Origin of the sequence: Allopontixanthobacter sp., from assembly GCF_034376665.1 — a bacterium.
In the GTDB taxonomy this organism is placed as follows: domain Bacteria; phylum Pseudomonadota; class Alphaproteobacteria; order Sphingomonadales; family Sphingomonadaceae; genus Allopontixanthobacter.
The window spans coordinates 1-12,677 of record NZ_JAXMJI010000083.1; the positions used below are offsets into that span (position 1 = coordinate 1).

The following is a 12,677-nucleotide window of genomic DNA, read 5'->3' on the forward strand; positions in this document are numbered from 1 at the left end:
AGGCGCAGAGGACGCAGAGAGTCTGGTTTCTTTGTTATCCCCGCGGCAGCGGGAGCCTCTCTGTTCCTGCGGCAGGATTCCCGCTTCCGTGGGGAAGGAAGATGGGGCCTCCTTCTTTCTCTGCGAACTCTGCGCCTCTGCGCGAAAACACCCTTCTTCCCTCCGCGCCTCCGCGCCCCCGCGTGAACCCCAAACAGAGAGCGGCCGCCTCGACAGGCACGTCGCCCTGCGGCTCGGGCTGCGGCAGGTGGACGGGTTGCCCGAACATGTCGCGGCCAAGCTGGTGGCGGAGCGGGCGGAGAACGGCCCCTATGCCGATGTCGCCAGCCTGCGCGACCGGGCGCGGCTGACCCCGGCGCATATCGAGCGGCTTGCTTCCGCCGATTGCTTCGGATCGCTGGGATTGCCGCGCCGGCAGGCACTGTGGGATGCCCGCAGTCTGGTGGCCGGGCCGGACCTGCCGCTGTTCAAATATGCCGAGGAGCGGGGCGAAGGGGCGGAGCGCGGCCTTACGCCCTTGCCGCAGATGCCGCTTTCGGAAGAAGTGGTGGCCGATTACCAGACGCAGCGCCTGTCCCTGAAAGCGCATCCGATGGCGTTCCTGCGTGCCAGCCTGGGGGAACGCGGTTTTGTGCGCGCCTGCGATCTCAGGGCCCGCAAGTTCCGTTCCATGGTGCAGGTGGCCGGGGTGGTGCTGATCCGCCAGCGGCCGGGCAGCGCCAAGGGGGTGTGCTTCATCACGCTGGAGGACGAGACCGGGGTCGTGAACCTCGTCATCTGGCCTGACCTGATGAAGAAGCAGCGTAGGATCATCATGGGCGCGCGGCTGATGGAGGTGCGCGGGCGGGTGGAATATGACGACGAGGTGATCCATGTGATCGCGGCTCATCTGACCGATGCGACGCAGGACCTGCATGCCCTGTCGGACGATATGCTCAATTCCCCGGTCGCGCGGGGCGATCATGCCAACAATCCGCTGCCGGGCAAATTCGCTGCGCGGGAACATATCGAGGCCTTGCCGGAACAGCTGGAACAGCCGCCGACACGAGGTCATCCGCGCAATGCCCGGATCATTCCCCGGATCATTCCAAAGTCTCGCGACTTTCATTAGGGTGAAGGCTCCCCGCATCTCTCGCGACATTGGCCTGTTCCTGGCCGAGCGGCGGCTAATCGTGTTCCTGATCGCCATGTCCATTGTGCTGGCGGGGCGGGGCTGGCTGGCGGAGAACCCGCAGCACGACCCGTGGGCACCGCTCGATTTGAACGATCCGCCGGGGTGGGCCACCGAGCGCAAGCTGCTGGCCCTGCGCGATGATCCGCAAACCTGCCGCGATGTGCTTGCCCGCAGTCAGGTGGCTTTCGCATCGCTGGATCCGGCCGGGCAGGACGATTGCCGCAGGACGGACCGCACGGTGCTGGAGGACCTGCCGCTCTCGCCCGCACCGCCTCCGACGACCTGCGCAATCGGTGCCGCAACGCATCTGTGGCTCCGCGACGTGGCGCAGCCCGCGGCGCAGGAAATCCTCGGCAGCCGGATCGCTCGCATCGAACATTACGGCGCCTATAGCTGCCGCCGCCTGTATGGCCGGTCGGAAGGACGGTGGAGCGAACACGCCACCGGCAACGCGATCGATATCGGTGGATTTGTGCTGGAGGATGGCCGCCGCGTCACCGTGCTGGCCGATTGGGACGACGAGAGCGAAAGTCCCGAAGCCCGATTTCTCAACCGGCTACGTGACGGCGCGTGCGACCTTTATGCGACGGTGCTGTCCCCGGCCTATAACGAGGCGCACCGCGACCATTTCCATTTCGACCAGTCGCCGCGCTACCGCGGGGTCTGCCGGTAATCCTCAGACCGCTTCCATCGCATAACCGGCGGAACGGACGGTGCGGATCGGATCCTTTGCACCATCCACTTCGATCGCCTTGCGCAGGCGCCGGATATGGACATCGACGGTGCGCAGTTCGATGTCGCTGCCGGTGCCCCATACTCCGTCGAGCAATTGGCCGCGGGAAAAGACCCGGCCCGGACTTTCCATGAAGAATTTGAGCAGCCGGTATTCAGTGGGGCCAAGCTGCAGCGCCCGGCCGCGGCGACCGACCTTGTGGGCGACTGGATCGAGGTGGATATCCCCCACTTCGATCGATTCCCCGGCAAGCGCGGGCCGGATGCGCCGCATGACGGCGGCCACGCGGGCGAGCAGTTCGCGCGGGCTGAACGGCTTGGTCTGATAATCGTCGGCACCGGTTTCAAGCCCGCGGATCCGGTCGTCCTCGTTCTCCCGCGCGGTCAGCATGATGATCGGGACATGGGAGGTCTTCTTGTCGCGGCGCAGACGGCGGCACACTTCGATCCCGCTGGTTCCTTCGATCATCCAATCCAGAATGATGAGATCGGGTACGTCTTCCTCGGCGAGCAGCAGGGCTTCGTCCCCGTCCGACGTGGTGCGGACATCGTAGCCTTCGTTTGCGAACCGGAATTCCAGCAATTCGGCCAAGGCCGGGTCGTCTTCTACCAATAACAGTTTTGCGGCGGACATAGTGGCGACTCGCTTTCCGTTGACCGGAATACCACGCACGGAAATTGTTACGTAATCACGACAAGACTATGACGCGCGAGCACGACCTGACCATCAACGATCCTCGTCGGGCGGGTAATTGCCGGTCGCGGCAAAGTGAACCATCTCCGCGACATTGGTTGCGTGATCGCCGATCCGCTCCAGATTGCGGGCCACGAACAGGATCTGCGCCGCGCTCGAAATGGTCGCAGGATTTTCCATCATATAGCTGACAACATTGCGGAAAATGCTGTTGTAGAAAGCATCAACCTTGTCATCCGTGGCGATGACTTCCAGCGCCAGCACCGGATCGCGCGCCGCGTAGGCGGTCAGAACATCATGCACCATCTCGGCCGCGATATCGCCCATGGCAGGCAGCAGGGTGAGCGGTTCGAAATGTTTGCGCGCTTCGATCTTGCCGACGCGCTTGGCGATGTTCTTGGAATAATCGCCGATCCGCTCGACCACCCCGGCTATCTTGAGCGCGGCGATCACTTCGCGCAGATCGTCCGCCATCGGCGCGCGCAGGGCGATGATCCGGACGGCCAGCTTGTCGACTTCCGCTTCCAGCGAGTCGATCTTCTTGTCACGTACCACCACGCCATCGGCGAGATCCTCGTCGCCCTTGATCATCGCTTCGAGCGATTCCTGGATCGACAATTCGGCGAGCCCGCCCATTTCGGCGATCAGGCCGCGCAGGCGGGTGATGTCTTCGTCAAATGCCTTGACTGTATGTTCTGCCATTACCCGTAACGTCCTGTGATGTAATCCTTGGTCCGCTCCTCGAGCGGATTGGTGAATATGTCAGAAGTACGACCATATTCCACCATCTTTCCGAGATGAAAGAAGGCGGTTCGCTGGGACACGCGGGCGGCCTGCTGCATGGAATGCGTCACGATGACGATGGCATAGCTGCCATTCAGCTCGTCGATCAGTTCCTCGATCTTCGCTGTGGCGATTGGATCGAGCGCCGAGCACGGCTCGTCCATCAGGATGACTTCCGGATCGACCGCAATCGCGCGCGCAATGCACAGACGTTGCTGCTGGCCGCCGGAAAGGGCTGTGCCGCTGTCCTCCAGCCGATCCTTCACCTCGTTCCACAGGCCAGCACGGCGCAGCGATTGCTCGACGACTTCGTCCAGTTCGGCCTTGCCGCTGGCGAGCCCGTGGATCTTGGGCCCATAGGCGACGTTGTCGTAGATCGATTTGGGAAACGGGTTGGGCTTCTGGAACACCATGCCCACGCGTGCGCGCAATTGCACGACGTCCATCTTCGAGCGGTAGACATCCTCGCCGTCGAGCGTGATCGAGCCTTCCACCCGGGCTGACGGGATGGTGTCGTTCATCCGGTTGAGGGTGCGCAGGAAAGTCGATTTGCCGCAGCCCGACGGGCCGATGAACGCGGTCACGTATTTCGTCGGGATGTCGATCGACACCTCGTCGATCGCCTTCTTGTCGCCGTAGAATACAGACACGTCCCGCGCGCTCATCTTGGCGTCGGTTTCTTCCAGATTGGGATGGACTACAGTCACCATTTTTTCTCGAAACGGTTGCGCAGATAGATGGCCAGGCCATTCATCAGCAGGAGGAATACCAATAGCACAATAATCGCCGCAGATGTCCGTTCGACGAACCCGCGGTCGATTTCGTCGGACCACAGGAAGATCTGCACCGGAAGGACGGTAGCGGGCGCGGTGAAACCGTCCGGCGGAGTGGCCACGAAGGCGCGCATCCCGATCATCAGCAGCGGTGCGGTTTCCCCCAGCGCCCGCGCCATGCCGATGATGGTCCCGGTCAGGATGCCAGGCAGGGCGAGCGGCAGCACGTGATGGAATACCACCTGGACCTTTGAAGCACCGATCGCCAGGGCGCCGTCACGGATCGAGGGCGGGACCGCCTTGATCGCGTTGCGGCCGGAAATCACGATCACCGGCATGGTCATCAGCGCCAGCGTCATCCCGCCGATCAGCGGTGCGGAGCGCATATTGGGGAACAGCCACAGAAACACCGCAAGGCCGAGTAGCCCGAAGATGATCGAAGGCACTGCGGCGAGATTGTTGATCGACACCTCGATCACGTCGGTCCAGCGGTTCTTCGGCGCGTACTCCTCGAGATAGAGCGCGGCCATCACACCGATCGGAAACGCCAGCAGCAGCGTCACGATCATCGTCAGCATGGAGCCCTTGAGCGCGCCCCAGATACCCACTTCCTGCGGATCGGTGGCGTCCGCGCGTTCGAGGAAGCCGAGGTCGAGCTTTGTTTCCAGCTTCCCCTGCGCGGAGAGTTCCGCCGCGAGGGCCTGCATTTCGTCGGACCCTTCGCCGGCAAGACCCGCAGCAAGGCCCGGGCTGGCAGCCAGGGAGAAGGTCTCCTCCCGCTGCAGGATCGAGGGATCGTCGATAATCGCGTCCGCGACCTGACGCCACGCGCTGCTGCTGATCTGCGCGCCGCCGGCCTCGCCCAATTGCTCCCCGGCGAAATATTCGACGGTCGCGGGCAGGCCCTGCGCTTCCAGCACCTGGACTGCGCCCGCTTGCGAGAGGGTGGATTGATCACCCGAAAGCCCGGCCTCCGTGAAGTCGATCGCGACGTTCATCTCGGCGCGCTGGAAGCCGCCGATGCCGTTGATGGTCATCGTGATCAGCAGGAATGCGAGCACGGCCACCGAAAACAGGATCGCGCCGAGGCCCGCCAGCCTGAACCGGCGCTCGGCAGCGTAGCGCTTCTTCAGCCGCGCTTCGAACGCCGGTGTGCGGGTGGGGGCGATACGCTCACTCATAAGCTTCGCGGAACCTCTTCACGACGCGCAGGGCAATGAAATTCAGGCCGAGGGTTACGATGAACAGCACAAAGCCCAGGGCAAAGGCGGCCAGCGTGGCGGGATGGTCGAAACTGCCTTCGCCGGTCAGCATGGCCACGATCTGGAAAGTCACCGTGGTCATGGCTTCCAGCGGATTGGCGGTGAGATTGGCGGCGGCACCGGCGGCCATCACTACAATCATGGTTTCGCCAATTGCGCGGCTGACCGCCAGCATGACCCCGGCGACGATGCCGGGGAGGGCGGCAGGCACCAGCACTCGGCGGATGGTTTCGGACCGGGTTGCACCCATCGCCAGACTTCCGTCACGCATCGCCTGGGGCACCGCGGCGATGGAATCGTCCGCCATTGAGGATACGAACGGGATGATCATCACCCCCATCACGAGACCGGCGGCCAATGCGCTTTCACTGGATGCGTTGCTGATCCCGATAGCTTGCGCCCAGTCGCGGATCGCCGGGGCCACGGTCAGCGCAGCGAAATAGCCATAGACGACGGTCGGCACCCCGGCGAGAATTTCGAGCGCCGGCTTGACCCAGGCGCGCACGCGAGGATCGGCGTATTGCGTGAGATAAATCGCGCTCATCAGGCCCAGCGGTATCGCCACGATCATGGCGATGATCGCGCCGATGTAGATAGTGCCCCAGAACAGCGTGATGGCGCCGTACCGCGAACCGTCCGGATTGTCCGGATTGCTCATCGGGTCGGGTCCCCACTGGGTGCCCAGCAGGAAGTCTACCGGGCTGACCATGCCGAAGAACCGCACGGTTTCGAACACCAGGCTGACCGCAATGCCCAGCGTGGTCAGGATCGCCACCAGTGAGGCGAGGAGCAGGATGACCATCACCGCCCGTTCGACCCTTGTCCGGGCGGCAAAGTCCGGCTTGACCCGAAGGAACGCCCAGACGCCGGTCAGGAATGCAATCACCAGAGTGCTCAGTACCCCGATGATGTTGTAGCGGTTGATCGCCTCCTTGTAAGGCTCAACCAGTGCTGCCGCCTCTTCGTTGAACACGGCCCGCGCGCTGCCGCCGGCAACGGCGCGGGCCTCGCTCATGATCGAATCCCGCTGGAAGCCGAACGCCGGCAGTTCCGCCGCCGCGGGCGACGACAGCACTGTCTGCGTTACCAGCTGCGGTGCGATCGCCGACCACAGGGCGATGAACGCAACCACCGGGATCACGATCCACAGGGCCACATACCACGCGTGGTAGTTCGGTAATGCCGCTATCCTGCCGTTCGCGGCGTCCCGCTTGAACGTCCAGGCCCGGGCCCGGGCGGCAAGCCACCCGGCGAGACCCAGCCCGAACGCCAGTAACAGCAGTATGAGAGGCGACATCCCGTCTGACCCTATTTCAGGTCCGCGCCGTTCATCGTCACAAATTCGGTAGCTGCTTTGGCATTAGCTTCGCGTACGTCATCCGGCGAAGCGACCAGACCGATCTGCGCAAGTGGTCCATCTTTCGACCAGCTCTTGACCCACTCGGCCAGATATTCGGGCAGTCCGGGGATCGCTTGCAGATGCGCTTTCTTCACATAAACAAAGAGAGGCCGCGCGCCGGGATAGGCGAAGCTGGAGATATTTTCATAAGTTGGCTGGACCCCGTTCATCGGCAGGCCCTGTACCTTGTCGATGTTCTTCTCGAGGTAGGAATAGCCGAACACGCCAACCGCCTTCGCATTGTTCTCGATCTTCTGGACAATCAGATTGTCCTGTTCGCCCTGATCGACATAGGCGCCATCGGAACGCACTTCGGTGCAGATCTGCGTGTGCAGGTCTTCGTCGCTGTCCTTCAAGGCCTTCATTTCCGGGTTGCTGTCACAGCCAGGCTCGAGCACCAGCTCCTTCAGCGCGTCGCGCGTGCCGGAAGTTGACGGCGGGCCGTAAACCAGGATCGGTTCCTGCGGCAGCGACGGATCGACATCGGACCACAATTTGGCGGTCTGTTCCTTGCCATACGGCTTTGCGGCGATCGCTTCATAAATGATCTCGGGGGTCAGGTTCATCATGATCCCGCCCTGCGACGAGGCGAAGGCGATGCCGTCGAGCCCAACCTGCAATTCGATGATTTCCTTGACGCCGTTGGCGGCGCAGGTTTCGAATTCGGACTTCTTCATCCGGCGCGAAGCGTTGGCCATGTCGGGCGTGTTGGCCCCGACCCCGGCGCAGAACAGCTTGATTCCGCCGCCTGTGCCGGTCGATTCGATGATCGGCGAAGTCATGCCCGGGTTTGACTGGGTAAAAGTCTCGGCAATTTTCTTGGCGAATGGATAGACGGTGGACGATCCCACCGCGCGGATCGAATCGCGGGTGGTGTCGCTGGTGCCCCCGCAAGCGGAAAGCGTGGCCACGATTGCGAGCGCAGGCAGCGCAAGGATTGTTCTGAATGACATAAATCTGTTCCTGTTCCTGATGACCCCGACGGCGGGAAACTTCATCAAGCCTCCCCGGCACCGTAGCTGTCTGGTCGCGGCATGTTCAAGTTATGTGACAAATTCATGTCAATTATTCTGCCGGTTCCTGAAATGCCGGGATTCGGACGGTCACCACAGTCCCCTGACCAACCTCGCTGCTGATGTCGAGGCGGCCGCGGTGGCGTTCCACGATATGCTTCACGATGGCAAGGCCGAGACCGGTCCCGCCAGACGCGCGGCTGCGCCCCGGATCGGTGCGATAAAACCGCCGGGTCAGGTGGGGAATGTGCTCTGGAGCAATCCCGTCCCCCCGGTCCTCAACCATCAGTTTCGCATCGCCGCTGTCATCTTCGAGTAGCGAGACGGTCACCTTTTTATCGGGATCGCCGTATTGGAGCGCGTTGTCGACCAGGTTGCGAACCAGTTGTTCCAACTGGCGGGCATCGCCGAGAACGGTGACGTCGTTCGGCAGATGGGACTCGATTCGGCTCAGCCGGCCTTCGCCCGCCGCATCGCGCGCTGCGGTTTCCACCAGTCTTTTAAGTTCGACCCTTTCATCCGGCTCGTCGTATTTCTCCGCTTCGACCCGGGAAAGGGACATCAGGTCGCTGACCAGCCCCTGCAATCGTTTCGCTTCCGACAGGATCGTGGCGAGGAATTTCTTGCGGGTGGCGGGGGGAACCGCGGCATCCTCGTCGCTCAGCGTTTCGACATAGCCGATGATCGAGGCGAGCGGCGTGCGCAGTTCATGGCTCGCGTTGGCGACAAAATCGGTGTGGGCGCGGCTGATCTGCGCCTCGGATGTCTGGTTGAGCAGTTCGACGACAGCGAACCGCTCGTCGATGATCTGCCGGTTCATCTGCCAGATGTCCTTGCGGCGGGCGAGGTTCTGGATGACCGCGCTGCCGCCGTGGTCCTGCATCATCAGGGCAATCGCTTCGGGATGTCGGAACGCCACCCGCACGTCCTGACCCATGATGTGCGACCCCAGGACCTTGCGCGCGGCTTCATTGGCGATGGCAACGCGGTTGAGTTCGGTCATCAGCAGCGGCGTTGCGGAATGTTCGATCAGCTGCGTGATGGTGGCTTGGCTGAACGGGTTTTTCGTCGGCAATGCGTGAGATTGGGGTGGCTGGGAGGAGACCAGGAACAGCGATCCGATCCACAGCAGTCCGGCGCCGAGAACCAGCCAGGGATTGGCGCCTGCCACAGCCATCGCCAGACTTACGGCCACCGCGATGAATATTCCCGGCCAGGGTAGGCGACCTTTGTCCATGGAAGGGGGCGTTAGCGTCAAAGACGCACCGCCGCCACTACCAAATACCCCGCCGAACGGGGTAAAGGCCCGGAGGCATCAAGGCTGAAGAACGAGATATCCGGTCATCCTGCCGGATCAAATTGCCACCATGAATGGTGACCCCTACGGGAATCGAACCCGTGTTTCAGCCGTGAAAGGGCCGCGTCCTAACCGCTAGACGAAGGGGCCATACCGCTGGCCAAAATGATTGGAGGCCAAAGGTCAGGGCGCGCAATTAGGCAGGGTTCGCTTGCACGTCAAGGCGAGTTTTGCGCAAATCCGGCTTCCTGGCGGGAATCCTTTGCTAATCGGCCCAGGCTGCATCCTCGAGATGCAGTTCTGCCTGCGGACGCGATGCCCAATCGTCGATTTTCGCGCGACCGGCCAGCCACAGCGAGCGGCCCCGCGATCCGTGGAGCAATGCCTGGCCCATTTCGCTGTTCACCGCCCGAAATGCGATGGCCTTGAAGCTCTTGCCGTCCTGACCTGCGGCGATCAGCCGGACATGGTCGGTGCCCACGATATCCGCCTTCACCAGCCGCACCGGTCCCACGGCGACGCGCGGTCCGGGCCAGCCGATCCCGAACGGCCCCGCGCTGTCCATGGTTTCGACCAGCAGCGGCGTGAGGCCGCCGGGAGCGAGCGCAAGATCGAGCTGGATGACCTGTTTCGCCATCGCCAGCCCCACTGCGGCGGCCAGCCGCTCGTCGAGCCAGTTGGCGAGGGCGTCCACCTGGCCCCCGTCGATTGTGAGCCCCGCCGCCATGGCGTGCCCGCCGCCCGCGACCAGCAGGCCTTGTTCGCGCGCCGCGATGATTGCCGCGCCAAGGTCCACCCCCGCTATCGAACGGCCGGAACCCTTGCCCTGCAGTTCTCCTTCGCCGTTTTCGACATCAAGCGCGATTACCAGCGCCGGCTTCCCCGTCTTTTCCTTGATCCGCCCCGCTACGATCCCGATCACCCCGGGATGCCAGCCCCGTCCCGCCACCACGATGACCGAGCGGTTATGCTGCCGGTCCAGCTGCAATTCGGCGGCTTCCTGCACTTCGGCTTCGATAGCGCGGCGTTCTTCGTTCAGTACCGATAGCTGCGCGGCGATGCTGATCGCTTCGTCCGGGTCCTCGGTGGTCAGCAGCCGCACGCCGAGGGTGGATTCGCCGACGCGGCCCCCGGCGTTGATCCGCGGCCCCAAGGCAAAGCCGAGATCGCTGCAGGCTGGTGCGCGCTTCAGGCGGCTTGCGTCGATGAGCGCCGACATTCCTACATTGTCGCGTCGGGCCATGACCTTGAGCCCTTGCGCCACGAAGGCACGGTTCAGCCCGTGCAGCGCCGCCACGTCAGCCACAGTGCCCAAGGCGACCAGGTCGAGCAGTGCCATCAGGTCGGGTTCCGGGCGGGTCTCGAAATAGCCATGCCCGCGCAATGTCCGCACCACGGCTATGGCCAGCAGGAACGCTACGCCCACCGCTGCCAGATGCCCGTGCGCCGCACCAAGATCGCTCTCGTCCAGCCGGTTGGGGTTCACCATCGCGGCGACCTTGGGCAATTCGGGCGAGCATTTGTGATGATCGACCACGATCACATCGACCCCGGCGTCATGCGCCAACGCCAGCGCATCATGCGCCATCGCGCCGCAATCGACGGTCACGATCAGGCTGCAACCTTCCTGCGCCAATTGCACCAGCGCCTTGCCGCTCGGGCCGTATCCCTCCAGCAGCCGGTCGGGAATATAATAGCGTGCGTCATGGCCGAGCATACGCAGCAAGCGGATCATCAGCGCGGCGCTGGTTGCGCCATCGACATCATAGTCGCCGTAGATGGTGGTGGGTTCGCGCCCCAGCACCGCCTGCGCGATCCGCTCGGCGGCGGCGTCCATGTCCTGAAAGGCGGAGGGGTCAGGCAGAAACCCGCGCAAGGTCGGTGTCCGCTGGCGCTCGACATCGCCGGACTGGACCCCGCGCGACAGCAGCAATTGGGTAACGATATCGTTTTCCAGACCGGTGGCTTCCTGCCGAACGTCCATATTCCCGCCGCGCCAATGCCACGCCTTGCCCGAAAGAGAGCAGGTGACGCCGAAAACCGGGGATCTGGTGCGAGATGCCATTCGCCTCGCGTAAAGGAATTGCCCAGCGGCGCAAAGAGGCGGCGATTGACAATCGACAGGACCGGCCGACAATCGGTGCATGGACATACCGCCGCAGACCCTGCTGATTGCGTGGCACAGCCGCACCGGGGCCAGTCGGGCAATGGCACAGGCAGCGGCGGAGGGCGCAGGGCAGGCCGGGGTGATCCTGTATGCTGACGATGTGACCGCCGATCACATTCTGGCTTGCGCAGCCTATCTGTTCGTGTGCCCGGAAAACCTCGCCAGCATGAGCGGATCGATGAAGGAAATGTTCGACCGCTGCTATTATCCGGTGCTGGGGAAAATCGAAGGACGGGCTTACGCTACGGCAATCGCTGCGGGCTCCGACGGGGAAGGGGCCCAGCGCCAGATCGACCGGATCGCCAAAGGGTGGCGACTGCGCCGCGTGGCCGAACCGTTGATCGTGAATTTCAACGCTCAGACACCCGAAACCATTCTGGCCGAGAAAACCGTGGAAGAGGACCAGTTGGCGCTTTGCCGCGACCTTGGGGCGGGTCTGGCAGAGGGGCTGGCGATCGGCGTCTATTGATTAACTGTGCTGAATTGACGCATCCATATCGGATTAAACACTTTTTCGGGGACTCGACTGGCCGGAGAAATAGGGCCAAGTAAACCATGGTAGCGGCACTAGGGGACTAAAGAACATCGATCGTCGTATGGAAATCGCCCGGCTCGAACGGGTTGGTGGTGTTCTGCTGCTTTTCGAAAGTGGCCGCCGCCTCGATCCGGAATCCGTGCGTAAAATTGTGGACAAATCCGGCCGCGTGTCAATTAGTCTGGATCCCCGGCAAAGTCCCGATCGGCCCGCTGCCGATCCCGCCTCCGATGGTGCACTGGAATGGCTCGAACTGTTGATCGGCGGAATGACTTTCGACCTCGTCGGTCTGGCACCAGGCCGGCCGGTAAATCTGCCCGACATCCGGCATCGGGTCAGTCTGCCCGAAGAAGCGATCCAAGCCACTTGCGAAGCACTGTGCCTGGTGCCTGGCCCGCATTTGGCGGGCGGTGCAAACACCATTCCGGTCGTGCGGACCCTGTTTGAACTGATTGCCCTGCTCGCCGCTGACATGGGGCCGCAGCTTCGCACCATTTGCTGGCCCCCTGCAGCCTTGGCGACAGGGCCGGAATTCTTTCGTTCCCAGGCGGAAAGCTGGCAGAAGAGCGGGGCGTTTCCGTCCCGGATTCTCGCGGGTTACAGGCAAATGAGCGATGGCGGCCTGCAATCGGAAGGGCTTGCCTTCTTCACCGGCCAGGAAATACGCATCGAACCCGAGTCCGTCGGTGATTGTTCGACCGCTGTACAATTGGCGAGCCGGTTGGTCCAGCAGCTGGCACAGCACGGCCCGTTGACGCAAAGCGAGGAGGTGATCGCACCCGATGGCGGGCAAATGCGTCTTGTTCCCTCAGGAAACGGCAAATTCGTGCGCGTCTGGCGCAACTGAG

The 12,677-nt window shown here is 62.9% G+C and carries 11 protein-coding genes, 1 tRNA gene and 1 pseudogene; 4 read left to right on the forward strand and 9 right to left on the reverse strand.

The features are described from left to right. Positions 1-199: 199 nt before the first annotated feature. Together U0988_RS08875 and U0988_RS08880 are read left to right on the forward strand one after the other, a co-directional pair. Positions 200-1,111: pseudogene (locus U0988_RS08875) on the forward strand (OB-fold nucleic acid binding domain-containing protein); the annotation flags it as partial. Position 1,112: 1 nt separating this feature from the next. Beyond that, on the forward strand, positions 1,113-1,847 hold the full coding sequence (locus U0988_RS08880; protein ID WP_322292265.1) for an extensin family protein: 735 nt from the start codon (positions 1,113-1,115) through the stop codon (positions 1,845-1,847). Between the two features lie 3 nt (positions 1,848-1,850). Here the strand turns inward: U0988_RS08880 and phoB are convergent, their stop codons facing one another. From phoB to recJ, 9 genes are all read right to left on the reverse strand, one after another. Further along, the gene (phoB, locus tag U0988_RS08885) at positions 1,851-2,540 is read right to left on the reverse strand and encodes a phosphate regulon transcriptional regulator PhoB (RefSeq protein WP_322292266.1); all 690 of its coding nucleotides are present in this window, start codon (positions 2,538-2,540) and stop codon (positions 1,851-1,853) included. 93 nt (positions 2,541-2,633) lie between these two features. Continuing rightward, positions 2,634-3,302, reverse strand: coding sequence for a phosphate signaling complex protein PhoU (gene phoU / locus U0988_RS08890; RefSeq protein WP_322292267.1), 669 nt, complete (start codon positions 3,300-3,302; stop codon positions 2,634-2,636). Then, positions 3,302-4,093, reverse strand: coding sequence for a phosphate ABC transporter ATP-binding protein PstB (gene pstB, locus U0988_RS08895; protein ID WP_322292268.1), 792 nt, complete (start codon positions 4,091-4,093; stop codon positions 3,302-3,304). Before pstB ends, phoU begins: the two co-directional genes overlap by 1 nt. Further along, complete coding sequence (gene pstA, locus U0988_RS08900) at positions 4,087-5,337, reverse strand: phosphate ABC transporter permease PstA (RefSeq protein WP_322292269.1); 1,251 nt, start codon at positions 5,335-5,337, stop codon at positions 4,087-4,089. The genes pstB and pstA overlap by 7 nt, the downstream gene beginning before the upstream one ends. Then, the gene (pstC, locus tag U0988_RS08905) at positions 5,330-6,715 is read right to left on the reverse strand and encodes a phosphate ABC transporter permease subunit PstC (protein WP_322292270.1); all 1,386 of its coding nucleotides are present in this window, start codon (positions 6,713-6,715) and stop codon (positions 5,330-5,332) included. Before pstC ends, pstA begins: the two co-directional genes overlap by 8 nt. An 11-nt stretch (positions 6,716-6,726) precedes the next feature. Further along, on the reverse strand, positions 6,727-7,770 hold the full coding sequence (locus U0988_RS08910; protein WP_322292271.1) for a substrate-binding domain-containing protein: 1,044 nt from the start codon (positions 7,768-7,770) through the stop codon (positions 6,727-6,729). A 112-nt stretch (positions 7,771-7,882) separates the two neighbouring features. Then, positions 7,883-9,067 carry an ATP-binding protein gene (locus U0988_RS08915; RefSeq protein ID WP_322292272.1) on the reverse strand — a complete coding sequence of 395 codons (1,185 nt, stop codon included), beginning with the start codon at positions 9,065-9,067 and terminating at the stop codon, positions 7,883-7,885. Between the two features lie 135 nt (positions 9,068-9,202). Then, a tRNA-Glu gene (locus U0988_RS08920) sits at positions 9,203-9,277 on the reverse strand. Positions 9,278-9,392: 115 nt separating this feature from the next. Further along, on the reverse strand, positions 9,393-11,192 hold the full coding sequence (gene recJ, locus U0988_RS08925; RefSeq protein WP_322292273.1) for a single-stranded-DNA-specific exonuclease RecJ: 1,800 nt from the start codon (positions 11,190-11,192) through the stop codon (positions 9,393-9,395). A 79-nt stretch (positions 11,193-11,271) separates the two neighbouring features. Here recJ and U0988_RS08930 point away from each other — a divergent pair, with 79 nt between their 5' ends. Further along, positions 11,272-11,763 (forward strand): flavodoxin family protein, encoded by a 492-nt coding sequence (locus U0988_RS08930; protein ID WP_322292274.1) that lies wholly within the window; start codon positions 11,272-11,274, stop codon positions 11,761-11,763. Positions 11,764-11,890: 127 nt separating this feature from the next. Then, entirely contained in the window at positions 11,891-12,676 is a 786-nt protein-coding gene (locus tag U0988_RS08935) for a hypothetical protein (protein ID WP_322292275.1), read from the forward strand. Position 12,677: the final 1 nt, after the last annotated feature.